This window comes from Corynebacterium sp. HMSC035E02, assembly GCF_001836065.1.
Lineage (GTDB): Bacteria > Actinomycetota > Actinomycetes > Mycobacteriales > Mycobacteriaceae > Corynebacterium > Corynebacterium hiratae.
This window is the reverse complement of the sequence record NZ_KV827369.1, coordinates 129,526-153,508: the sequence shown is the minus strand read 5'-3', so window position 1 is coordinate 153,508 and position 23,983 is coordinate 129,526. Positions and strand designations below refer to the sequence as shown.

Sequence of the window (23,983 nt, the reverse complement as noted above, 5' to 3'; positions counted from 1 at the left end):
GCCCCAAACGCCTGACACCTGCCCACCGGGGGCTCTAAGGTGGGTGACGCACTGATACCCCACGGGTGCCCACGGGAAGTGGGCTGAGAGTGGCGCTGATACCGCGCCTGCACCGTTCGAACCTGTCTGGTTAGCACCAGCGAAGGAAGAGAGGAGCAGCCATGACGGCTACCCATAACCCCATCCAGTCCACCGACTCCGGCGAGATCCACCCCAAGCACTCCTACTCCCCCATCCGGGAGAAAGGTCTGGAGGTGCCCGAGACCGAGATCCAGCTGGATGATTCCCCCACAGGGCCCAACGAACCCTTCCGCATCTACCGCACGCGCGGCCCGGAGTGTGAGCCTGAAGTAGGCCTGCCGGCCCTGCGCGCCGAATGGATTGCGGAGCGCGGAGACGTTGAAGAGTATGAGGGCCGCGCACGCAACCTTGCTGACGATGGCCGCTCGGCCGAGCGCCGCGGTGCGGCTTCCTTGGAGTGGAAGGGGGAGCGTCGCCAGCCGCTGCGTGCGAAGGAAGGCAAGCGCGTTACCCAGATGCACTACGCACGCCAGGGGATCGTCACCAAGGAGATGGAGTTCGTGGCTCTGCGCGAGCACTGCGACCCAGAGTTCGTGCGTTCCGAGATCGCCCGTGGCCGCGCCATCCTGCCTAACAACGTCAACCACCCCGAGTCGGAGCCGATGATTATCGGCCGCAAGTTCCTGACCAAGATCAACGCCAACATCGGCAACTCCGCGGTGACCTCCTCCATTGAGGAAGAGGTGTCGAAGCTGCGCTGGGCCACCCGCTGGGGCGCGGATACCGTTATGGACCTCTCCACCGGTGATGACATCCACACCACGCGCGAGTGGATCCTGCGCAACTCACCGGTCCCCATCGGCACCGTGCCCATCTACCAGGCGCTGGAGAAGGTCAACGGCGTAGCTGAGGACCTGACGTGGGAGATTTTCCGCGATACCGTCATCGAACAGTGCGAGCAGGGCGTGGATTACATGACCGTGCACGCCGGCGTGCTGCTGCCCTATGTGCCGTTGACCACGAACCGTGTTACCGGCATTGTTTCCCGCGGCGGCTCTATCATGGCGGGCTGGTGCCTGGCGCACCATAAGGAGTCCTTCCTCTATGAAAACTTCGACGAACTCTGTGAGATTTTTGCGCGCTACGACGTCGCTTTCTCGCTCGGCGATGGCTTGCGCCCCGGCTCCCTAGCGGATGCCAACGACACCGCCCAGTTCGCCGAGCTCAAGACCATCGGTGAGCTCACCCGGCGCGCCTGGGAGTACGACGTCCAGGTCATGGTGGAAGGCCCGGGGCACGTGCCGCTCAACATGATTCAGGAAAACAACGAGCTCGAGCAGGACTGGGCCTCCGATGCGCCCTTCTACACGCTGGGCCCGCTGGTCACCGATATTGCCCCGGGCTATGACCACATCACCTCCGCCATTGGCGCGGCGCACATCGCCATGGGTGGTACGGCCATGCTGTGCTACGTCACCCCGAAGGAGCACTTGGGGCTGCCCAACCGCGATGACGTCAAGACCGGCGTCATCACCTATAAGCTTGCCGCCCATGCGGCCGACGTGGCCAAGGGCCACCCAGGTGCGCGCGCCTGGGATGACGCGATGAGCAAGGCTCGCTTTGAGTTTCGCTGGCACGACCAGTTCGCGCTCTCCCTCGACCCAGACACCGCGCAGGCCTACCACGACGAGACCCTGCCCGCGGAGCCGGCGAAGACCGCGCACTTCTGCTCCATGTGCGGCCCGAAGTTCTGCTCTATGCGCATCAGCCAGGACATCCGGGATACCTTCTCCGATTCCCTTGGTATGCCAAGTTTCCCGGGTAAGGGCGCCATCGATCCCGAGGTTGTGGCCGCTGCCCGTGCCGGTGAGAAGCAGATGTCGGAAGAGTTTAAGGCTCAGGGATCCCAGCTCTATCAGGAGGAAGAAACCACGCATGCCTGATCTTCGCTGCTACTTCGTCACGGGCAAGGGCACGCCTGCGGAGATCGTGCGCATCGCTGCCGCAGCGGCCCGGGGCGGTGCCGGGGTGGTACAGGTACGCTCCAAGCCGATTTCCGCCCGCGACCTCTACCATCTGGGTCGAGAGGTAGCCCGCGCGGTGGCACAGGCCAACCCAGAAACGCGTGTGCTTATCGACGACCGCGTCGACGTCGCCGCCGCCCTACGCCACGCCGGCGAGCCGGTGCACGGCGTGCATGTTGGCCAGGACGATCTGCCCGTGGCCGCCGCCCGCGCGTTGTTGGGGCCGGATGCGATTATCGGTCTGACCACCGGCACCCGCGAGTTGGTCGAGGCTGCCAATGACGTCGCAGATGTCATTGACTACATCGGCTGCGGCCCGTTCCGCGCGACCCCAACGAAGGACTCCGGCCGCTCGCCGCTGGGACTTCACGCCTACCCGGAGTTGGTGAAGCTCTCCCGCGTACCGCTCGTGGCTATCGGTGATGTCACTGCTGACGATGCCGCCGATCTGGCGGCAACCGGCGTGGCCGGCCTAGCCGTCGTGCGCGGCATCATGCACGCCGAGGACCCGGAAGCCTACTGCCGCGAGCTGCTTGCCGGTTTTGATGAAGGTGCGCGATGACTACTAGCTCTGAATCCTCAGTCATCGTCGTCGGCGCGGGCGTCATCGGTCTGGCCACCGCCGTGGAACTGGCCGCGCGGGGCTTTAAGGTCACGGTGCTGGATCCGGCGCCAGCCTCCGGAGCTACCCACTTCGCCGGCGGCATGCTCGCCCCTGCCGCCGAGGTGGTCTACCAGCAGGATCCTCTCTTCCCGCTGATGCGTGCCTCCGGCGCGTGGTACCCAGAGCTTATCGATCTGGTTGCCGCCCACACGGAGGTCCCCACTGGCTACCGCGCCGAGGGAACACTCGTCGTCGCCGCCGACCGCGCGGATGCTCAGCATCTCACCGAGCTGGCTGACTATCAGTCCCTCCACGGCATGGAGGTCGAGCGCATCACCGTGCGCGAGGCCCGGCGTGCCGAACCTTTACTCTCGCCACGTTTGGCCGCTGCAGTGAGTATCCCGGGCGACACGCAGGTCTTTCCCCGCCAGTGGGCGGCTGCCCTCATCAGCGCTGCCCAGGGTCTTGGGGTGCGCTTCTTCCGCACGGCAGCGCAGTCTATTGACGCCGCCACTGGCGTCGTGAGCACTCCCGCAGGCCAATTCCACGCCGACGATGTGGTGCTCGCTGCAGGCCTGGGGGCACGCGATATCGAGTGGGCAGCCGCGGCTGGGCTCACAGATTCCCCGCTGCACCTGCGCCCGGTGTACGGAGATATCCTGCGACTGCGCGTACCGGACGAGCTCCAGCCGCTGCTCACCCGCGTGGTCCGCGGTTTCGTGGAGGACCGCCCCATCTACCTCATCCCCCGCGGAGATGGCACCCTCGCGGTCGGCGCTACAACCCGCGAGGACACGCTTGCCACGGCCCAGGCCGGCGGTGTCTACGCGCTGCTTCGCGACGCCATCCGCATCCTCCCCGCCATCGAAGAATGCGAATTCCTCGAGGCCAGCGCGGGTGCCCGCCCTGGCACTCCGGATGACTTGCCGTATCTCGGCCGCGTCAGCGACAAGCTCGTCATCTCCACCGGCTATTTCCGCCACGGCATTCTGCTGACGGCTCTGGCCGCGCGCTGTACCCGCGAGCTCATCGAAGGCACCGAACCCAGCATCGATCTCACCGCATGTGATCCCCTACGACACCTCAAGGAGCAACAATGATTCTGATCTTTAACGGTCAGCCCTATGACACGGCAGCAGACACCGTCGCCCAACTGCTGGAAGAAAAAGGCATCGACGCCGACGGCACCGCCGTGGCACTGTCCGAGCAGGTCGTTCCACGCTCGCAGTGGGAGTCCACCCCACTCACCGAAGGCGCGACCGTGGAAGTCCTCACCGCTGTTCAGGGAGGCTAGAAACTACATGCTCACCATCGCCGATACCACCTTTTCTTCCCACCTCATCATGGGCACCGGTGGGGCCACGAGCCATGAGGCCTTGGAGCGCGCGCTCGTCGCCTCCGGAACCGAGCTGACCACCGTGGCCATGCGCCGCCACGCTGGTACCCGTGACGGTGAGAGCATCTTCGACCTGTTGCGCCGGCTGGGCATCGCTCCGTTGCCCAACACCGCCGGCTGCCGCACCGCGCGCGAGGCCGTGCTCACCGCCCGCATGGCCCGCGAGGCGCTGGGGACATCCTGGGTCAAGGTAGAAGTCATCGCCGACGAGCACACGCTCCTGCCCGATGTCGTGGAGACCCTCGACGCCACCGAACTGCTCAGCGCCGAAGGTTTCACCGTGCTGGCCTACACCAGCGACGATCCCGTGGCCGCCCAGCGCCTCGAGGATGCCGGAGCGGCAGCCGTCATGCCGCTGGGCGCTCCCATCGGCACCGGGCTGGGCATCCTCAACCCGCACAACCTCGAGCTCATCTGCTCGCGGGCCTCGGTGCCCGTGCTTGTCGACGCCGGCATCGGCACCGCCTCCGATGCCACCCTCGCCATGGAGCTCGGCTGCTCCGGCGTGCTGCTCGCCAGCGCAGTCAACCGCTGCCAAGATCCGGAAGCCATGGCCACCGCCATGCGCCACGCCGTCGAAGCGGGACGACTCGCGCGCAGCGCCGGTCGTATCCCGCAGCGCGAACATGCCCAGGCATCCTCCACCTTCGAGGGCCTAGCCTCCTGGGCCGACCAAGTTCTCTAGGCCCGTGACGCAGTTGACTGGATCCATGCTCAGCAAAGATGAACTCGCCCGCACCTCGCGCCAGCGCCTTCTACCAGGCTTCGGTGACGCGGCGCAGGAGCGGCTCCACGCGGCGCACCTGCTCGTCGTGGGCGCCGGCGGGCTGGGCTGCCCGGCTCTCCAGCAGCTCGCGGCGGCAGGCATCGGGCGAATCACGCTCATCGATTCCGATACCGTCGATATCAGCAACCTGCACAGGCAGGTGCTGTTTGGTGCGGGGGACGTCGGCAAGCCCAAGGCCGAGGTAGCCGCCGCGCGCGCCCGCGAGCTTGCCCCCGAGCTGCAAATCACCGCGCTCCATGCGCGGCTGACTTCCTCTTCTGTTCTTGACCTCTGCGCAGAGGCCGACCTCGTCCTCGATGGCTCAGATACCTTCGACACGAAGTACCTCGTCGCAGACGCCTGCGAGCTCACCTCTACCCCGCTGGCTTGGGGAACCGTGCTGCGCTACGGCGGGCAGGCCGCGCTGTGGCATTCCGGTAAGGACTGCGCTGACGGGCGCGGGGTGGGCTTGCGTGATCTCTTCCCCGCCCCGCCGGAGGGCGAGGCGCTCGAGTGCTCCACGGCTGGGGTCCTGGGTGCTACGACGTCCGTCATCGCGGGGCTCATGGCCACCGCGACGCTGGGCTGGTTGGGGAAGCTTCCGCACCATGAGGAGCTGCGTGGCCGTGTTACGTCCTATGAGGCGCTGCCCGGTAGTTTCCGCACGCTCACAGTCGGCCCGGATCCTGCGCGCCCGCTGGTCAGCACCTTGCCCGGAGAGCGCAGCTTTCCGCCTGAGCTTCGCGACGGCCACGCCGCCCTCCTCGATATCTCCGAGAACACCGGCTTTCCTGATGCCACGGTGTCACTGCCCTGGCATACCGTCACCGATGATGATGCCGTGCGCCGTGCGCTCGCTTCGTGCTCTTCCGAACTGGTCTACGTTGCCTGCCCCTCCGGTGGGCGCAGCGCTGGCTTCGTCCTACGCTACGCCGATCTGGCAGCGGATATGGGCATCGAGCTGCGTAACCTTCCGGGTGGGCTCGCGTCTCGCGATTACTAGGCGTCGACCACCGCCGGAGCGCGGAAGAGGTGCTCGTCCACAATTCGGGCGGTGCCATGGTGGCGAGCCCGGAAGACCACGCAGGAAGCCACCAGTGCGAGGGCAGTCACAATAAACAACACTGCAATACCGGCCCAGAAAGTTCCGTCGTGGATGCCGTCGGTGGCGCGGGTAAAGGCATTCTTCGCATAGGACATCGGATGGAAAGGATGCAGCATGCTCAACGGGCGCGGAATCGCCGCCACCGGCCATACACCGCCGAAGACCATGATGCCCAGAGCGAACGCACCTACGGCGAAGATGGCGCCGATCTTGCGTCCAAAGGTGACCAGGAAGAACTGGTAGGTCGCCGCCCCCACGGCGGCGATGGCGGCGATAACTAGCAGCATCATCGGCCAGCTCGCCGGTGACCATCCCATCATGGAGGACATGAAGGCCATGAAGGCTAGGACGAGGAAATTCAAGCCCGCCACGACTCCAAAGGCTGCGAGGATACCGCGCACCGGGCTCGTGGCCGACTCGCCCCGGCGCCCCAGGTAGTACGGCAGTGTCATGGCAACCAGCAGCATGACGAGGAATCCGAAGACGAGCACGAAGAGCATCGATACGCCACCGGTGATGTTCTTCTGGGTTGGATCGACCGGGTCGACCACCGTCTGCACTGGGTGAAGGTTGGAGGAGGTGAAGTTGATGGGCACGGCCATGTTCTGCGCAGACGTATCCGGCTGGGTAATGGAGGGGGCCTTGGCGGCGCCGTCGGCAAGCTTGGTGGCCAATTCGTTCGAGCCCGCCTTGAGCTGGTCCATGCCATCCTTCAACTCCGTGCCACCGGCGGCGAGCTGGCTCGTGCCATCCTTCAACGTGCCGGTGCCCTCGTGCAAGCGGGAAGCACCGTCCTTCAGCTGGGCGGCACCGTCGCTCAGTTCGCCAACACCCGCACGCAGCTGCTGGGAACCATCGGACAAGCGGTGCGCACCGTCATTAAGAGCCATCATGCCGCCCAGGTACTCCGAATTGGGATCAGCCAGGTTGTAGTAGAGCTGGCCGGTGCCGGCAGAAAGCTTCTCCAACTGCGCCACCATGTTGCCGCTGGCGGCCGGGTCCAGCTTGGAGACCAGTGAATAAAGCTGCTCAGCTTGTTGGTGCATGCCGAGGCCGCGGAGGACGTCGACAAGCTGCAGGAGTGCCGGGGCCACAGCCTGCGCCTGCTTGAGCACCGGGATGAGCATGCCCGTGAGCTGGTTAACACCGCCGTCGATCTGACCCGCGCCATCCGCTAGGCGGCCGGTGCCGGCAAGGAGCTTGTCGGAGCCGTCGGCAAGCTGGGCGGCGCCATCATCGAGCTGCGCGGCGCCATCGCTGAGGCGTCCTACTCCGTCATTCAGGCGGTTCGTGCCGTCCAGCAGCTGGCCCGTACCGTTGTTGAGATCGCCCGCGCCGGCGTCCAGCTTGGCGATTCCCTCGACCGCGCGCCCGCCGCCTTCCTGCAATTTGCCCGCACCCTCATCGAGACGGCCGGCGCCCTCCGCCGCGGTGCCCAGGCCGTCGCTGAGTTTGTTGAGACCTTCGATGACCTGGTCGGCGTACTTCTTGGAAATCGCATTTTCCACGCTGGTCTGGACCTGCGGGATGAGGCTGGAGGAAATCACCGAGCCATTCGTGCCGTAATAATCATTGGTGGCGAAATGAATCTCCGGTTTGACTGGTTTATCGCTGATGATGGTGACGGCCTGCTCGGAAAAGTTCTCCGGGATGGTCACCACCATGAGGTACTTGCCCTTGAGCAGGCCCTCATCACCATCGGCCTTGTTGACCTCCGCAAAGTTCAGGTACCCCGTCTCCAACAGGCCTTCGACGACCTGATCACCGTAGTTGGTGTATTTGCCCTGCTTCTCGACGCCCGCGTCCTCATTCACCACCGCAAGGTCAATGTTGCGCATGTACTTTGACGGGTCCCACATGGCCCACATCATGGTGCCGGCGACGATCAGCGGTGCAACGAGAAGAAAAACGATGAGCACGCGCGACACGGTACTCGTGGGGCGCCAATCTAGGACGCGGTGCCAGCCCATGGCTTCGCTGTCACGGGTCGCAGCACTCCCCTCATTCGCCCGACCAGGCGAAGAACCATTCTTCCGGTCTTCTTCAGTCTCACGGCTCATTCCCGCCTCCTTATAGTGATAGCGCAGGTCCGCTCTTAACCTTCTGCCCAGGACTTTCAGCGGCAGAACAAAGATGAGCGGGACGCTAGTTCATTTGTTTCACCAAACATACCACTTGATATGTTGTCCCTGTGAACTTATAACCATTCGTGCCATTGTGCCCAGTCCAGTTATTCTCGCGTGAGTTACGACCTGGGGCTGCGTTTGGCCGTGTGGGTGCTGGCCATTCCCGCGTGAGATCCAAGTTATGAGGCACATGAACAGGGCGTTTTCTCCTCCGGTTGCGAGGCATTAGGGCCTGTTTTAGTCTCTGTGCTCATGGGGGATATCGAAACCTACATCCGCCTTCGCAATTCGGGGATTGCGTTGGTGGAAGCAGCAACCAGTACACCCGAAGGCTTACGTGCGCTCGGCGCCTCGGCCGGTGATGCCGCGGAACTGGCCTCTCTTCATGCCATTTATTTCGGCGATACCCGCTTCACCGGAAAGCAGCGCGCAGCACGTCAGGCGGCCCAACGCCAGGGCCACGACCTTGCCACGTTGAACCTGATTGAGTCCTACACCGCCAAGCTGAAGAAGCAACTCGATGTCTGGAATTTGCGCGTCGCGCTGGCATCCACGCCTTCAGAACGGGTTCCTTCTGTAGCGGCGGAGCGCTTGAAGGAACTCAGGCCCAAACGCGTGCCTTCACCAGGGGTGCGGCTGACCTACCGCAAGAATGGCCCGCACTCGCTCACGGTTACCGATACCGCTCTGAACATATCCACCATTCGCAGCACACTCGAGTCCATCAACCCCGCCGACCTCCTGGACGCCACCCACCAGGTTTTCTTCAAAGAAGGCGTGGGCTCGCGGCCGGCGGTGGGAACCAACGTCGTGATAACGCTCGACGAGCTCGACAAAGTCGTCCGCCATGACGGCGACGACATCGAACTCGAGCTCACCAACGGCGGGCGCATGAGTGGCGCAGAGTTTCTCACCTACAAGTTCGCCGAAACTGGCTACGCCACATTGGTCCACCCCACCATCGGGCCGGTGTGGTTGCACCGACTTTCGCGCTTTGCCAGCCTCGAGCAGCGCATCATGGCCAGCGCCGAACACCCCACCTGCGCTATCGAGGACTGCAATAAACCGGCGGACTACTGCCAAGTCCACCACATCATTCCCTGGCAGGCAGGCGGGGAGACCAACCCGCCCAACCTGACCATGCTGTGCGCCTACCACAACGGCATCAACGACGATGACCCCACCAGCCCGACCGGCCGAGGCTATGTCTTTCGGTTGAGAGGACCCGTTGACTATATCCCGCCCTGGGGAACACCGATTACCGGGCAGCCTGCCTACCAAGAAGCCATAAACCGGCAGGTCACGAGCCCGACGCGCACTCCTCCAGGCCAACCACCCGATCCGCCGGACACACACCCATCGCCACCCAGCACTGCGCCGCCCGAATAATCTTTACGGCGGACTCAGCCCTGGGCCACGCGGAAACCTCAACGTTTAGAAGGTCTTCCGCGCCTTCGGCGATCGCTCCATCCCACGGGCTTGTCCAATGCACCGTCCGTACAGAACAGCCCGCCGAAAAACTCACGAACCCCCAACCGTTTGAACAGTCAGGGGTTTGTGGCGCGTGACTAGGTGAGTTTTAAAAGCCGGCTTTCTTGAGGGCATCGGCCATCGAGCCACCGCCGCCGCGGTCCGCGCGGCCACGCCCACCGTTGCGCCGGCCGGAACGGCCGCCTCGCCCCTCGGAACGGCCGCCGCCGTTGCGGCGCTTGGGGGCGGGCTGGCCGGGTTCGTCATCCAGCCGCAGCGACAAACCAATGCGCTGGCGCTCCACGTCGACCTCCATGACCTTGACCTTCACCACCTGGCCAGAACGGACCACATCATGCGGGTCAGAGACGAACTTGTGGCTCATCGCAGAGACGTGCACAAGGCCGTCTTGGTGCACTCCGACGTCGACGAACGCACCGAAGGCCGCAACGTTGGTCACGGTGCCCTCCAGAATCATGCCCGGTTTCAAGTCCGAGACCTTGTCTACGCCTTCCTTGAAGGTAGCCGTCTTGAATTCTGGGCGCGGGTCGCGGCCAGGTTTGTCCAGCTCCGCAATGATATCCGTCACCGTCGGCACACCGAAGGTATCGTCAGCAAAGTCCGCCGGCGACAGCTTCGTCAACACTCGCGAATTGCCAATGAGCTCCGAAACCCCCAGCCCGGTCTTCTCCGCGATGCGCGCCACCACCGGGTAGGCCTCCGGGTGCACAGCCGAGGCATCGAGCGGATCCTTACCTCCATTGATGCGCAGGAAGCCCGCCGCCTGTTCGAAAGCCTTCGGCCCCAAGCGCGGCACCTTCTTCAGCTCCTTGCGCGAGGCAAACGTGCCATTCTCATCGCGGTAGGCCACGATGTTGGCCGCAATCGTGGAGTTCACACCAGCCACGCGCTCCAGCAGGGGGGCCGAAGCGGTATTGAGGTCCACGCCGACGCCATTCACCGCGTCTTCCACCACGCCATCGAGCGTGCGCGCGAGCGCGACCTGGTTGACGTCGTGCTGGTACTGCCCCACGCCAATGGCCTTCGGGTCAATCTTCACCAGCTCCGCCAGCGGGTCCTGCAGGCGGCGCGCGATCGAGACCGCGCCGCGCAGTGAGACGTCCATGTCGGGGAACTCATCGGCCGCCAGCTGCGAAGCCGAATACACCGACGCGCCCGCCTCCGACACCACGACCGGGCTCGGCCGCTTCCCACCCGCCTGCGCGATGAGGTCCGCGACTTCACCGGCAAGCTTCTCCGTCTCCCGCGACGCGGTGCCATTGCCAATTGCCATGAGGTCCACCGAATGAGCCGCGCTTAACGACGCCAACTCTCTCACCGCCTCAGCCCACTTCTGCTGCGGCTGGTGCGGGTAGACGATGGTGATGGCTAGGACCTTGCCCGTCGGGTCGACAACCGCACACTTGACGCCGTTGCGGTAGCCCGGGTCTAAGCCCAGCGTCGCGCGTTGGCCCGCCGGGGCCGCCAGCAGAACATCGCGCAGGTTGGTGGCGAAGACCTTGAGCGCGCCTTCCTCCGCCTTCTCTTTGAGGCGCATGCGCACGTCGAGGCCCGAGGAGATGGAGAGTTTGGTGCGCCAGCCCCAGTGGACGGCGTCGGCAAGCCAGCGGGAGGTGTCAACGTCTAGGTCGAAGCGATCTGCGATCATGCCCTCGTAGATGGCGTCATCGCCGGCATCGAGGTTGAGCTGCAGCACGCCCTCGTTCTCACCGCGCAGCAGCGCCAAGATGCGGTGCGAGGGAAGCTTGTCGAAAGGCTCGGAGAACTCGAAGTAATCTTTGAACTTTGCGCCTTCGGCTTCCTTGCCTTCCACCACACCGGCGTTCATGGAACCGCTGGTGTACATACGCTCGCGCACCTCACCGACGAGGTCCGCATCCAGCGCAAAACGGTCCACCAGAATGGCGCGGGCACCATCGAGGGCTTTCTTCGTTTCCTCGAAACCTTCGGTGAGATACTCCCCTGCCAGCTCGGCCGGGTCCGCGGAAGGGTTCTCAATGAGTTTGTCGGTCAGCGGCTCCAGGCCGGCCTCACGCGCGATATCCGCTTTGGTCTTGCGGCGCTTCTTGTATGGCAGGTACAGATCCTCCAGGCGCGCCTTGGTTTCGCAGCCCTGAATGAGGGCACGCAGCTCGTCGGTCAGCTTGCCCTGCTCCTCAATCGCGGCGAGCACCGTTTCCTTGCGCTCCTCCAGTTCCCGCAGGTAGGTCGAGCGTTCCTCGATGATACGCAGCTGCGAGTCATCCAGCCCGCCGGTGGCTTCCTTGCGGTAACGGGCGATGAACGGAACGGTGTTACCTTCCGCCATGAGCTTGAGGGCGGCTTCGACAAACTGCTCTTTGACGCCCAGCTCTCCAGCGATGGTGGCTGCGATATTCACAAAACCTCTTTATGGGTCGGGGACTAAAAGACCTTCCTACCCTATACCCCGCCCTGCCACGCGCAGGAAGTACCCAGGCCAAACTCGGTGTGGCCGATCTCGGAGGTCCCGTACCACAATGTGTGCGGCGGCAAACAGTCCGCGACGGCCGCGGTGACCTTGGTCAGCGGCAGGTCAGAGGTACCGTTGACGATGACGCGCCACACGTGTTCGCTCACCGGCGGCTGGCCGTGCTTATCCATGTACTCGTTGACCAGAATGTTGTCGGGTTCGCAGGTAAATGACACGACCTCGGCGTTGATGTCGAGCGGTTCGACTCCGCCTTCACGCAAACGCTGCGGCATACCTTCGAGGACCTTGTTCCATTCAGCCTCAGTCATAAGTATTGACAAGTCAGTGCTGACGTCCATCTCAATCCTCCTTTAAGGTTTCCAGGTAGGCGCGATCGGCGTCACTTAGCTCCGCTGCATCCAGCAGCTCTGGGCGGCGCTGCCACGTCCGCGCCAGCGACTGCTCGCGGCGCCACCGGTCCACACGGGCGTGGTCACCGGAGGTCAGCACGTCCGGCACCGCCAGGCCACGCCACTCGCGCGGCTTGGTGTAGCTGGGCCCCTCCAGCAGGCCATCGGAGAAGGAATCTTCTTCGTGCGAGCGCCGGTTCCCCAGCACACCAGGGATGAGGCGCACGACGGCTTCGGCGATGACCAGCACGGCCACCTCACCTCCGATGAGCACGTAGTCACCGATGGAGACCTCACGTACGCGGTAGCGGTACTGCGCATCGTCGACGACGCGCTGGTCGATGCCCTCGTAGCGCCCGCACGCAAACACAATATGCTCCTCCGCGGACCACGCTTGCGCATCGGCCTGAGTAAAAGGCTCTCCCGCGGGCGTCGGCACGATAAGGAGCGGTTTGTCCGAATTCTCGCTTTCGCCATAGGAGCGCGCCTCGACGCCATGGATATCGTCGTGGCGCGGTTTGCTCAGGTGCGGCAGAGCGCTCTGCAGGTCCTGGGTGGAGGCGGTGCCGGAGGAGACGTCGTCAAGCGCGGGCCCCCACACCTCAGGCTTCATCACCATGCCGGGACCACCGCCATAGGGGGAATCATCGACGGATTTATGCACGTCGGTGGCCCACTGGCGCAGGTCATGCACGCCCACCGCGAGCTTCCCCTGCTCGATGGCCTTGCCCAGCAATGCGTGGCGCAGCGGGTCGAGGTACTCCGGAAAGATGGTGACAACGTCGATTCTCATAGGTCGAGCAGCCCCTCCGGTGGGGTAATCGTGCAGGTTCCTTCCTCCAGATCGACCTCCGGCACGATCTCCTCCACGAAGGGGACGAGCGCTTCTTTGCCATCGGTGAGCGTGACTTCCAGGAGGGACTGCGTGGGGCCGTGCGTCACGCCGGTCACCTCGCCCACCTCTACACCGTCGAGGAGGACGCGCAGGCCTTCCAACTCGTGGTCATAGAAGCCGTCATCCTCGGGATCATCCAGGGGTTCGGCAAAGAACTGGGTGCCACGCAGCGAGTCCGCGGCCGTGCGGTCCGGGATTTCCTTAAAGGTGATGAGCAGGCGCCCCTTGTGGGCGCGCACCGCCGCGATGGTGAGTTCGTGTTCCTTCTTGCCTTGTGTGCCGTGGAGAACCTCGCCGACGGTGAATCGGGTCTCCGGGGAATCGGTGGTCACCTCGACGGAGACCTCGCCTTTAATGCCGTGGGATTTCACCACGCGACCAATGAGTAGTTCCATGCCTGCTAGCTTAACGGGCTACGCTGGGGCGGTATGACTGAGCTTCCCATCAATGATGCAACCGCCTTTGGCGACGCCTCCCACAACAGTGCCGCCCTCACAACACTGAATCTGCTCGATGAGGCCCCCGAGCCACACCCCACACGCCCCAGACCAGCCGTTAAGAGGGTCCTCAGTGCCGACGGCGCGAACCTCATCCTCTTCTCCTTCCTGCCTGGACAAGACCTACCTGATCACAAGGCCGCGCACCCCATCACCGTCCAGGTGCTCCAGGGATCGGTGATTTTTAGTTGCGGGGAACAAGATGAGGTGCTCGCTCCCGGACGCATAGTGCACCTTCCGGCGTACGTGCCGCATGCGGTGACATGTAGCGAGGAACCTGCACTCATGCTGCTCACCATGTTGACACCGAACACTGGCGCGAATGTCTAGACTTTTAGTACGATTCTAAGATCGTGAGTAGTTCGAAGCCGTATCACCATGGAAATTTGCATGAAGAGATCCTCCGGGAGGCCATTAAGCTCGGCCGGGAGGGCGGACCGGAGGCTGTGACGATTCGCGCCGCAACGCGCGCGGTGGGCGTCTCCCCCACCGCCGCCTACCGTCACTTCAAGGACCAAGCCGCGCTTCTCGACGCCGTCGGGGCCGTCGCCACCTACGAACTCATCAACAAGCTCAGCGATACCTTCGAAACGACTGAGGGCACCATCATTGACAAGATGATGGCGGCCGGTTTCACCTACTTCCACCACGCCTTGGAAGAGCCGCACTTCTTTATGTGCATGATGGCCGCGAGCAGCCTTGGTATTCCGGCCGGGCTCGTAGCCGCGGCTGAGGGGCCCGGCGAAGATCCACGTGTGCAAGCCATGTTCAATTTCTACGGCTACATGGAGCAGTACGCGCGATCCATCGGCCAGCAACCCAAGAGGCAGCACATGATGCAGAATTGCCTGGCCGGCTGGTCAACGGTGCACGGTTTCACAGTCTTGTGCCTCAGCGGCCATTTGGGATCGCTACCGGAGGAAAAGGTGGAAGCTATGGCGCAGTCAGTTATTGCCTCCGCTGTCCGCGGCTTGGACTTCGAAAACCCTCTGGAGGTCCGCCTCCCACGGCCGAAAAACTAGATAATCCCCGCGACCTACTGGTCAGCGGGGATATTACGTTTGGAGTGCAGAAATTACTCTGCGGACTCCTCAGCCTCAGCGGAGTCGGCCTCTTCAGCCTTAGCGGCCTCTTCCTCAGCCTTAGCAGCCTCAGCGGCAGCGGCTTCCTCAGCAGCCTTCTCGGCGGCAGCCTTAGCCTCAGCCTCTTCCTTGGCCTTGCGCTTCTTCTCGGTGATGGCCTCGATGGTCGGGCCGTTGTTGGCCTCAGCCAGAGCAGCGTTGAAGAGGTCCAGCTTGGACGGCTTCGGCTCAGCAACCTTCAAGGTGCCCTCTGCGCCCGGCAGACCCTTGAACTTCTGCCAGTCACCGGTCACCTTGAGCAGTGCGAGAACCGGCTCGGTCGGCTGTGCGCCGACACCCAGCCAGTACTGAGCGCGCTCGGAATCGATCTGGATCAGGGACGGCTCCTGCTTCGGCTGGTAGATACCGATGTTCTCGATAGCCTTGCCGGAGCGGCGGGTGCGTGCATCAGCGACGATGACGCGGTACTCAGCGTTGCGAATCTTACCCATACGCTGCAGCTTGATCTTAACGGCCATGATTGGCTCCTTTTCTAGTCACCGGGCAGTTCAGGCACGCGCCACTTTCTGGCGCGCCGGTTCAACCCTTGGATTTATCCTGCGCGTGACGTGCCGGCCGTCCGTAGGCGGTACCGGCGTTACGCAGAGATGAAGTTTTGCGTGTCCTCCACGCGGTGCGTGAACAACCTCAACAACTTTAGCGGAACCCACACGAGATAGGAAATTCCCTTTGGCTCTTGCAGAGTTAGGCCTTACCCCGCGAAGGGGGTAGTCTGTAATGCGGTTATTTCGACGCCACACAATCCTCTTTTTATGAATAAACAAGCCCCCTCCACATTCCGCTACCGTTACGACCTTGACGGCCTCCGCGGCATCGCGATCGCCTTGGTTGTTCTGTACCACGTCTTCGTTGGTCGTGTCTCAGGTGGCGTCGATGTCTTCCTCCTGCTTTCCGGGTACTTCTTCTTGGGCTCGCAGCTGCGCTATGCTGCGCGGCCGAATGCCTCCCTGAACCCGTGGTGGCCCATCTGGCGCACGCTCCGCCGGCTTGTTCCTTCCCTCGTGCTCGTCATCGGCGTGAGCTATCTGCTCGTCCGGCTTTTCGCGCCGAAGCTCATGAACACGGAGCTCACCAAGCAGATCACGGCCACGGTCTTCTACTACCAAAACTGGGAATTGGCGCGGCAGAACGCTGACTACGCCGCTGCCTCCGCAAGCACATCACCACTGCAACACATGTGGTCCATGGCGGTCCAGGGCCAGTTCTATCTGCTGGGCATCTTCTTCGCTCTCGGCCTGGCCGCTTTCATGCGCCTGCGCCCCAAGAACACGGGCCTGCGAGAACAGCGCTTCTCTTCCATTAATTCCATCGCTGGACCGATTCTCCTCGTAGTTACCGTCGCCTCTTTCGCGTATGCCTCCCGCGATGGACTCTTGGGCACCCCCGAGAACTACTACTCGACGTGGTCGCGCGCGTGGGAGCTGACTTTGGGCGCGGTGCTCGTCATCTATGGTTCGCACCTGCGCATGCCGCAGCACTTGTCCAACCTCGCCACCGCCGTCGGTCTGGCCGCGCTCGCCTGCACCGGTCTGGTTATCTCCGATACCTTGGCATTCCCTGGGCCGCTGTCCCTGTTGCCGATCGGCGGCGCGGTGCTCATCATTATCGGTTCCGGCGGGTCCTTCTCTCGTGTTCTGACGAGCCGGCCGTCACGGTGGCTCGGCGATATCGCCTATCCGCTCTACCTGTGGCACTGGCCTCTGCTCATCATTTCCATCGCCGCCCTCGGCCTGGAAACCCCTCCGTGGTGGCTCGGCGCCATCATCATCGTGGTGTCGCTGGGCTTGGCGGATGTGACGCATCGTTTCGTCGAGAAGCCCCTGCGCCAGCATCGCAAACGCCCGCTTGCCGACGACCTCCCCGTCCACCGCGGCCTTGCCGACCTTCGCACGCGCACCGGCGCTCTGCGCGGCGTTGGCGGAGTCGTCGTTGCCGCCTGCACCATTGCACTCGTGGCCGTTCAGCCGCTGTGGCTGCGTAGCCTGCAGGAGGCCAACCGCGAAATCCTAGATCCGAGGCTCTACCCGGGAGCCACGACCTTCGTTGAGAACATCACGCCGCCTGAGAACGTGGAAATCAAGCCTGACCCGATTCTCGCGCGCGGCATCCAGCCGCCGGTCGCCGATAATTGGTGCTTCATCCCGGAGCAGGAGCCAACGGACTACTTCATCGAGACACAGAAGGACGGCGTGACGCCGTGCATCTTTGGTGACGTTGATTCCGACGTCGAGGTCTACTTGGTGGGTGGCTCGCATGCGGAGCAGTTCTCCTCGGCGCTGGATTACCTGGGCCGCGAGATGGGCTTTAAGCTCGTCCCGCTCACCCGCGTGGGTTGCCCCATCGAGTTGGGCGGTGAACTGAGTGTGAAGCCCTCTTGCGCCGAATGGAGCAAGGAAGTGGTCAAGCGCATCATCGACGCGGACCCAGCGTTGGTCGTGTCCAATTCCACGCGGCCAGGACAGCCGTTTGGCCACGGCCCCGACGCCGTCCCACCAGGCTACATAGCCTTCTGGGACGAGCTGGCCAAGCACGATATACCCTTCGTAGGCTTCCGCGACAACCCGTGGGGCTTCGATGAACACGGCAATGGCCGCCAGTTTGATGAGTGCTACGTGGCCACCAAGGATTCCCTCGGGTGTGGCATGCGTTTCGAGGAGGTCTACGCACCCTATGACCCCGGCGCTGAAGTCCTCTCGCAGTACGACAACATGCTCGCCGTGGACACCTCGAAGTGGTTCTGCAACGCCGACGGCGATTGCCCGGTCATCATCGGCAATATTATGGTCTATCGCGATATGCACCACTTCACCAAGGCCTTCGCCGACTCCGCCATCCCGCTCATCCGTGAAGCAATCGCGCCTATCCTCAACGGCGAGCAGGTCAAACAGCAGCCCCCGCAGATTCCCGCCGATAGCCCCGTGATCCCCCAGTCCGCTGAGACTCCTCCGGCCACACCCGCGGAGCCCATCCCCTATCCGGCCTACCCCGCAGGAGAAGCCATCTAGTACGCAGAAGGGCCGGCGCCACAGCGCCGGCCCTTGTCTCACCGAAGAAGGCTATGTTCTTCTTCGGTTATTTCTTCTTGCCCTGCCCAAAGTCCAGGTTGCTGAGGTCGATATTTTCCATGCCCTTAGGCATCTTGATATCGCCTAGCCCGGGCATGCCGCCGCCCATTTGCTCCTGCATCTTTTGCAGCTCCTGCATCGACGGCATGCCACCCGGCATACCGCCGCCACCACGACGCTTCGGCGGCTTGCGCTTGCCGTTCTTGCCCTTGCGGCCCTTCGGCTTCTTCTTGGTAGCGGAACGCCCACCGCCCATGCCCGGCATACCAAAACGACCGGCCATCTGCGACATCATCTTCTTGGCTTCGGTGAAGCGCTCGATGAGCTGGTTGACGTCAGAAACGCTCACACCGGAACCAAGGGCAATACGCTTGCGGCGCGAAGCGTTGAGAATCTTCGGGTTCTCGCGCTCCTCCGGGGTCATACCGCGGATGATGGCCTGGATGCGGTCGAGCTGCTTCTCGTCGACCATGTCGGCGATCTGGTTCATCTTGTTGCCGCCCGGCATCATCTTGAGCAGGTTGCCCATCGGCCCCAGGTTGCGCACCATGAGCATCATGTCCAAGAAGTCATTGAGCGTCATCTCGCCGGAGCCCATCTTCTTGGCGGCTTCCTCCGCCTTGGACTGATCCAGCTTGGACTCCGCCTGCTCGATAAGTGTCAGCAGGTCACCCATGCCCAAGATGCGCGAGGACATGCGCTCCGGGTGGAAGACGTCGAAGTCCTCGAGCTTCTCACCTGTGGAGGCGAACATGATGGGCTTACCCGTGACCTCACGGATGGACAGGGCTGCACCACCGCGGGCATCACCATCCAGCTTGGTCAGGACGACACCGGTAAAGTCCACGCCATCGCGGAAAGCTTCAGCGGTCTGCACGGCGTCTTGGCCGATCATGGAGTCAATGACGAAGAGCACTTCGTCCGGGTTGACGGCATCGCGGATGTTGCGCGCCTGCGTCATCAGGGTCTCATCGATGCCGAGGCGACCAGCGGTATCGATGATGACGATGTCGTGCTGCGTACGCTTAGCCTCTTCGATGCCGCGCTTGGCGACGTCCACCGGATCCCCATGCGAGGTACCCATCTCATGCTCGTGGGAGTCCAGGGAGGTGCCAGGATCCGGCGCGTAGACGTCGACCCCGGCGCGCTCGCCAACGATTTGGAGCTGCTGCACCGCGCCCGGGCGCTGGAGGTCACAGGCCACCAGCATCGGGGTATGTCCCTTGGAGGCAAGGTGCTTGGAAAGCTTGCCCGCCAAAGTGGTCTTACCAGCACCTTGGAGGCCGGCGAGCATGATGACCGTCGGCGGATTCTTGGCTAGGTTGAGGCGGCGGGTCTCGCCGCCGAGAATCTCGATGAGCTCCTCGTTGACGATTTTGACTACCTGCTGCGCCGGGTTGAGGGCCTCGGAGACCTCGGCACCGGCCGCACGCTCCTTGATGCGCTTGATAAAGCCGCGCACGACGTTGAGCGAGACGTCCGCCTCCAACAACGCAAGGCGGATTTCGCGCGCTGTGGCGTTGATGTCCGCCTCGGTCAGCTTGCCCTTGCCGCGCAGGCCGGACAGGGCTGATTGCAAGCGGTCAGACAAAGACTCAAACACGGTGCAGTGCTCCCTCAACTATCGTGGATAAATTTATAACTTCCCCAGCTTAGCCGTTGACCAGTGCTTGGGTCACATTCCGGACGAGGGCGGCGCGGGGGACGTCACCAAGCGGCACGGCGTGGAGCACCATCGTGGCGCCCGGCGCGGCGGTGGATACCCACTCGCACTCGGGAAGCAGCGCCAGCACGTGGCCGAGGGTACCCGGGTAGTCATCGATCCGAACCTCGAAGACTCCCCTGCTCCACATCGCAGTCGCGGGACCCGGCACAAATTCGGGCAGCACGGTATAGGTGCCGGATTTATAGGACTGAACGAGGCGCTCCTCCACCGTGGCGAGATCGATAGCACCGTGCAGAGCGCGGATGTCGAACTCGCCGGCATAGCCCTCCTCGGTGCGCACGAGGCGCGAGGAAAGAATGTTCCAGCCCAGCGCGGCAATCAGGGCCAGCGGACGCACGGCCTCCCTTTGGTAGTTGCCGCGCCACAGGACTGTAAAGCTGTCATCCTCCGAGTTGTGGCGCAGGCCGATGTCGCGGTCGGCGGCCACCAGAGGACGAACTGGGCGCAGTGCCTCCAACTGCGCAAAAGCATGCCCGCTGACCGCTTCAATGCCCTGCTCTAGCCTGCGGTTCCACACACCGGGTCCGGTGGATTCGGCATCGGCGCGGGCGAGCACGACGAGGAGAGCCAAGGTGAGGTAGTCATAGCGCACGGCTTCGAGGAGCTCGTCACGGGCTTCATCGGATGAAGGGTCCGTGCGGGAGACGATGCGCGCCAGCGTGGTGTGCTCAGCGACCACGGTTTGTACGCGGGAGCGGTCCGCTAAGTCGAGTCCCAACTTGGCTGCGGCTCGCGCCACCATCTCCGCCCCCACCATCTCATGCGGGCGCCCATAGCCTTTCCCGATATCGTGATAGAGCCCCACCAGGAGCAGCAGGTCCGGCCGGGCCACGGAGGTGCGCGCTTCCGCACAGCGCGCGGCGGTAAGGATGGAGTGGTAGTCCACGGTGTGAGCGTGCGTGCGCTCGCGCGGCAACAGCCCCCGGATGTGCTCCCACTCTGGGACGAGCCGCTCCCACAATCCGTGAGCGTCCATCTCCTGGATGAGGCGCGGAGTGTTGAGCGGCGAGGACAACAGGCTGAAGAAGGCATCCGTCGCGGCGGCGGGCCAGCGTTCGGGCAGTTCCGGCAACTCGCGCAATTGCTCCCAGACGTGGGAGGGCACTGTTCTGCCCGAGCGCGCCGCAGCGGCGGCCACGCGCAGGAGCAGCCACGGCTCGTCGAGATCGGCGGTGCGAGCGAGGCGGATCTCGCCCCCGACATCAACCACCCCGATATCGAGGGGCTTACGTGTGCGGTTGTGGCTGCGCCTGGCCACCACGCCCCGCGCCGTTGCCAATGCCCGCTCCACGGCCTTGTCTACTGCCGCGGCGGCAGTCACGACGGCTGCGGAGAGGCCATAGCGGTCAGCAAAGCCCAACTCGTGAGCTATCTCCTCAGCGAATTCGGGATCGAGGACGTCGCGGTGTCGGCGGGCGGTGACGTGGAGGAGCGTGCGGACGTCGAGAAGCAGGGCCTGCTCTTCCTCGAGCGCTGGGGCGTCGGCGAGGTTGCCCAGGGCGAGGGCCCGCAAGAATTGGATGTCGCGCAGGCCGCCCCGCCCATTCTTGATATCTGGGTGGGTCATCGTGGCCAGGGTCCCGGACCGGCGCCAGCGGGTGATTGCTAGGTCGACGAAAGCATCGAAGTTGCTCTGCAGTAGGCGGCGCCAGGAGGCATAGACCTGGGCGCGGGTGGAGTCCACGAGCTGCTTGTCGCCGGCGACGAAAGCCAGATCCAGCTGCGCGAAGCCGGCGGCGGGATCAGATCCGGCGATGGCGCCGAACTCGCGCGGGGTGCGCACGGCGTAGTCAAGCCGGTATTTGGCGTCCCAGATGGGGTACCAGATTTCGGAGACGACGTCCTCGGGAAGCTCGGTGTCATCCGGGTGGAGGAGAATCAGGTCGAGATCCGAAAAAGGGGTCATCGCCCGCCGGGCAAAAGAACCCGTGGCGGCAAGCGCACAGCCGGGCGGAAGCTGCAGGGACTGTGTGAGGCGCAGCGCCGAAGCGTAGGCGTCCTCACGCAGTTGGGCGGCCGTAGACACCTTTTAGAGAGCGGCCTCGCCGCGTTCACCGGTGCGTACGCGGATGACGTCCTCGACGTGCGTGATCCAAATCTTGCCGTCACCGATCTTGCCGGTGTAGGCGGCGTCGACGATAGCGGAGAGGATGTCCTCCACCTGCTCGTCGGCCGTCACCACCTCAAGCTTGACCTTGGGTACGAAATCGGTGGCGTACTCGGCGCCGCGGTAGACCTCGCTGTGGCCGCGCTGCTGACCAAAACCCTGGGTCTCGGTCACGGTCAGGCCGTGCACGTCGTGCTGTTCGAGGGCTTCACGGATGTCCGGCAGCGTGAACGGTTTGACGATGGCAGTGATGAGCTTCATCTGTTACTCCTTAGCTCCGGCGGTGTCGACCCGCGGCTGGACGGTAGGTGCAGGGTTAATCCTAGCGTCGTGGGTGTGGCGACGGTGAGACGCCACGGACTCACGGAAGTCATAGGCGGACTCGCGGTGCTCGCTCAGGTCGATGCCTTGGTCTTCATCATCGGCCCTCCACCCCAGGGTGGCGCGGATGAGGAGCGCCACAACCAGCGTAACGGCAGCGGAGAACAGCATGGCGACGAGCGCGATGACCGCCTGGACGACGAGCAGCTTGAAGCCTTCCGAGAGGTGACCGGTGAGGATGCCGTTAGCCGTGGCGAAGAAGGCCAACCCGATGGTTCCCCACAGGCCAGCGCACAGGTGCACGCCGACGACGTCCAGGGAGTCATCGAAGCCCCAGCGGTACTTCAGACTGATACACAGGCAGGCGATAATGCCGCCGAGGAACCCGAGGGCGATGGAACCGAGCGGGCTGAGTGCTCCTGCGGCCGGGGTGATGGCGACAAGACCTGCAATCGCGCCGGATGCAGCGCCGAGAGAAGTCGCGGCGTGGTCCCGGATTCTTTCCACGAGCATCCAGCCGAGCATCGCTGCGGCCGCTGCAACAGTGGTGTTGAGCCATGCCAGGCCAGCAAGACCGTCCGCAGCGAAAGCGGAACCGCCGTTAAAGCCGAACCAGCCGAACCACAGAAGCGCAGCGCCCAGCATCACCATCGGAAGGTTGTGGGGCCTATCGATGTGCTTCGGGAAGCCCGCGCGCGGGCCCACGACGATAGCCAGAACCAGGGCAGCCGCGCCGGCGGAAATGTGCACGACGGTGCCGCCCGCGAAGTCGATGGGAGCAATGAGAGCCTCACCGTTTGATACACCGAAGAGCCACGCTGCGAGGGAACGCGGGGCATGGGAGAGCACTCCCCCGCCCCACACCATGTGGGCGAGTGGAAAGTAGGCGAAGGTTACCCAGGCGCCCGCAAAGGTGAGCCACGCGGAGAACTTCACGCGGCCGGCGAGGGCGCCGGAGATGATGGCTGTCGAAATAATGGCGAAGGTTGTTTGAAAACCGATGTCGATGATGTTGGGGTAACCAGCACTGCCGGCAAGGTACTCGGCGGAGGGCCCGGTGATTTGGCCGCGTAGCCCCCAGGCTTCAAACGGGTTGCCCACGATACCGGCCAGCGAGCTTTCCGCATAGGACATGGACCACCCCCACAGAACGTAGAGCACGGGGACGAGCGCTAGTGCGCCGAAGGACATCATCATCATGTTGAGGACGTGACGGTTGCCCGCCATTCCGCCGTAGAACAACGCCAATCCGGGGGTCATGAGCAGCACCAAGGATGCGCTGATGAGCATCCATGCTGCGTCGCCGGAAGAAAATGCTTCAGGAGTCATACGTCAACTAACCTCGTTTCTATAGCTTGATAGGTAACGGGACTTAATATACCTATCGCACTATAGAATTAGGAAGGAAAGTGAGCTGCAGATCACACTTAAGATCGAAAAAGCGGCGAGGGAAGCACTCTCCTCGCCGCTTGTCCCAGCACGCGCCCTAGAGCTCGTCCTCGGAAGCCTTTACCGTTTGCTCACGCTCGCGCATACGCTTGGCATACTTCACGTCGGTGACGGTCACGCCGTAGATGGAACGGCCCATGTAGAAGGAGCCCACCGACGCGATGATCCACACGCCGAAACACGCGATCATGACCTTGATCAGCGACCACAGGGAAAACCCGTTCTCAGCAAAATCCACGACCAACTTCGCCACAAGCAGCAGCGGAACGGCCAAACCGACCGTCGGCCCCAGCAGGTTGACGCGGGTCAGGGCATCGGGCGCACGCCACAAGGCGATGGCGGTCCCAATGACCAAGACCGTGGCTACGACCAACAGAATCGAGGCGATAATCTCCGCGATAGTCATG

General features: G+C 63.5%; 21 protein-coding genes and 1 riboswitch. Of the genes, 10 read left to right on the top strand and 11 right to left on the bottom strand.

Going from position 1 to position 23,983, the window contains the following annotated elements:
- The first annotated feature begins 51 nt into the window (after positions 1-51).
- A riboswitch (TPP riboswitch) is annotated at positions 52-166 on the top strand.
- The 6 genes from thiC to HMPREF2635_RS10255 all read left to right on the top strand — a co-directional run bounded on the left by thiC (position 162) and on the right by HMPREF2635_RS10255 (position 5,814).
- Positions 162-1,964 carry a phosphomethylpyrimidine synthase ThiC gene (gene thiC, locus HMPREF2635_RS10280; RefSeq protein ID WP_070701715.1) on the top strand — a complete coding sequence of 601 codons (1,803 nt, stop codon included), beginning with the start codon at positions 162-164 and terminating at the stop codon, positions 1,962-1,964. It overlaps the preceding riboswitch by 5 nt.
- Positions 1,957-2,607 (top strand): thiamine phosphate synthase, encoded by a 651-nt coding sequence (locus HMPREF2635_RS10275; RefSeq protein ID WP_070821712.1) that lies wholly within the window; start codon positions 1,957-1,959, stop codon positions 2,605-2,607. Before thiC ends, HMPREF2635_RS10275 begins: the two co-directional genes overlap by 8 nt.
- Entirely contained in the window at positions 2,604-3,749 is a 1,146-nt protein-coding gene (thiO, locus tag HMPREF2635_RS10270) for a glycine oxidase ThiO (protein ID WP_070821711.1), read from the top strand. The genes HMPREF2635_RS10275 and thiO overlap by 4 nt, the downstream gene beginning before the upstream one ends.
- The gene (gene thiS / locus HMPREF2635_RS10265) at positions 3,746-3,943 is read left to right on the top strand and encodes a sulfur carrier protein ThiS (RefSeq protein WP_046648041.1); all 198 of its coding nucleotides are present in this window, start codon (positions 3,746-3,748) and stop codon (positions 3,941-3,943) included. The genes thiO and thiS overlap by 4 nt, the downstream gene beginning before the upstream one ends.
- Positions 3,944-3,950: 7 nt before the next feature.
- A complete protein-coding gene (locus HMPREF2635_RS10260) occupies positions 3,951-4,730 on the top strand; it encodes a thiazole synthase (protein WP_046648040.1) in 780 nt (259 codons plus the stop codon).
- Between the two features lie 25 nt (positions 4,731-4,755).
- Positions 4,756-5,814: a ThiF family adenylyltransferase gene (locus HMPREF2635_RS10255; RefSeq protein WP_070821710.1), complete on the top strand. Its 1,059-nt coding sequence runs from the start codon at positions 4,756-4,758 to the stop codon at positions 5,812-5,814.
- Here the strand turns inward: HMPREF2635_RS10255 and HMPREF2635_RS10250 are convergent.
- Entirely contained in the window at positions 5,811-7,976 is a 2,166-nt protein-coding gene (locus HMPREF2635_RS10250; RefSeq protein WP_070821709.1) for a YhgE/Pip domain-containing protein, read from the bottom strand. The genes HMPREF2635_RS10255 and HMPREF2635_RS10250 overlap by 4 nt on opposite strands.
- Before the next feature lie 318 nt (positions 7,977-8,294).
- Here HMPREF2635_RS10250 and HMPREF2635_RS10245 point away from each other — a divergent pair, with 318 nt between their 5' ends.
- Positions 8,295-9,431 carry an HNH endonuclease signature motif containing protein gene (locus tag HMPREF2635_RS10245; protein WP_070821708.1) on the top strand — a complete coding sequence of 379 codons (1,137 nt, stop codon included), beginning with the start codon at positions 8,295-8,297 and terminating at the stop codon, positions 9,429-9,431.
- A gap of 190 nt (positions 9,432-9,621) precedes the next feature.
- Here the strand turns inward: HMPREF2635_RS10245 and HMPREF2635_RS10240 are convergent, their stop codons facing one another.
- Genes HMPREF2635_RS10240 through rimM form a run of 4 tightly spaced genes read right to left on the bottom strand, consistent with a single transcriptional unit; the run spans position 9,622 to position 13,664 of the window.
- The gene (locus HMPREF2635_RS10240) at positions 9,622-11,913 is read right to left on the bottom strand and encodes a Tex family protein (RefSeq protein ID WP_070821707.1); all 2,292 of its coding nucleotides are present in this window, start codon (positions 11,911-11,913) and stop codon (positions 9,622-9,624) included.
- A 41-nt stretch (positions 11,914-11,954) separates the two neighbouring features.
- Positions 11,955-12,323: a hypothetical protein gene (locus tag HMPREF2635_RS10235; RefSeq protein ID WP_070821706.1), complete on the bottom strand. Its 369-nt coding sequence runs from the start codon at positions 12,321-12,323 to the stop codon at positions 11,955-11,957.
- A 1-nt stretch (position 12,324) separates the two neighbouring features.
- Entirely contained in the window at positions 12,325-13,167 is an 843-nt protein-coding gene (gene trmD, locus HMPREF2635_RS10230) for a tRNA (guanosine(37)-N1)-methyltransferase TrmD (protein ID WP_070821705.1), read from the bottom strand.
- Positions 13,164-13,664: a ribosome maturation factor RimM gene (gene rimM / locus HMPREF2635_RS10225; protein WP_070821704.1), complete on the bottom strand. Its 501-nt coding sequence runs from the start codon at positions 13,662-13,664 to the stop codon at positions 13,164-13,166. The genes trmD and rimM overlap by 4 nt, the downstream gene beginning before the upstream one ends.
- A 33-nt stretch (positions 13,665-13,697) precedes the next feature.
- Here rimM and HMPREF2635_RS10220 point away from each other — a divergent pair, with 33 nt between their 5' ends.
- Complete coding sequence (locus tag HMPREF2635_RS10220) at positions 13,698-14,096, top strand: cupin domain-containing protein (RefSeq protein WP_070821703.1); 399 nt, start codon at positions 13,698-13,700, stop codon at positions 14,094-14,096.
- Positions 14,097-14,152: 56 nt separating this feature from the next.
- Complete coding sequence (locus HMPREF2635_RS10215) at positions 14,153-14,788, top strand: TetR/AcrR family transcriptional regulator (protein ID WP_246824877.1); 636 nt, start codon at positions 14,153-14,155, stop codon at positions 14,786-14,788.
- A 53-nt stretch (positions 14,789-14,841) separates the two neighbouring features.
- Here HMPREF2635_RS10215 and rpsP read toward each other — a convergent pair whose 3' ends face one another.
- Complete coding sequence (rpsP, locus tag HMPREF2635_RS10210; RefSeq protein WP_046648030.1) at positions 14,842-15,366, bottom strand: 30S ribosomal protein S16; 525 nt, start codon at positions 15,364-15,366, stop codon at positions 14,842-14,844.
- A gap of 294 nt (positions 15,367-15,660) precedes the next feature.
- Between rpsP and HMPREF2635_RS10205 the strand changes: the two genes are divergently transcribed.
- The gene (locus HMPREF2635_RS10205; protein ID WP_070821701.1) at positions 15,661-17,913 is read left to right on the top strand and encodes an acyltransferase family protein; all 2,253 of its coding nucleotides are present in this window, start codon (positions 15,661-15,663) and stop codon (positions 17,911-17,913) included.
- A 67-nt stretch (positions 17,914-17,980) separates the two neighbouring features.
- On the opposite strand, the gene ffh is transcribed toward HMPREF2635_RS10205, so the two are convergent.
- The 5 genes from ffh to HMPREF2635_RS10180 all read right to left on the bottom strand — a co-directional run bounded on the left by ffh (position 17,981) and on the right by HMPREF2635_RS10180 (position 23,982).
- Positions 17,981-19,576: a signal recognition particle protein gene (gene ffh, locus HMPREF2635_RS10200; RefSeq protein ID WP_049155367.1), complete on the bottom strand. Its 1,596-nt coding sequence runs from the start codon at positions 19,574-19,576 to the stop codon at positions 17,981-17,983.
- A gap of 49 nt (positions 19,577-19,625) precedes the next feature.
- On the bottom strand, positions 19,626-21,725 hold the full coding sequence (locus tag HMPREF2635_RS10195) for a [protein-PII] uridylyltransferase (RefSeq protein ID WP_070821700.1): 2,100 nt from the start codon (positions 21,723-21,725) through the stop codon (positions 19,626-19,628).
- 3 nt (positions 21,726-21,728) lie between these two features.
- The gene (locus HMPREF2635_RS10190; RefSeq protein ID WP_046648027.1) at positions 21,729-22,067 is read right to left on the bottom strand and encodes a P-II family nitrogen regulator; all 339 of its coding nucleotides are present in this window, start codon (positions 22,065-22,067) and stop codon (positions 21,729-21,731) included.
- 3 nt (positions 22,068-22,070) lie between these two features.
- Positions 22,071-23,456, bottom strand: a complete 1,386-nt coding sequence (locus HMPREF2635_RS10185; RefSeq protein WP_070821699.1) for an ammonium transporter — start codon at positions 23,454-23,456, stop codon at positions 22,071-22,073.
- 157 nt (positions 23,457-23,613) lie between these two features.
- Positions 23,614-23,982 carry a Na+/H+ antiporter subunit G gene (locus tag HMPREF2635_RS10180; protein WP_046648025.1) on the bottom strand — a complete coding sequence of 123 codons (369 nt, stop codon included), beginning with the start codon at positions 23,980-23,982 and terminating at the stop codon, positions 23,614-23,616.
- Position 23,983 lies beyond the last annotated feature (1 nt).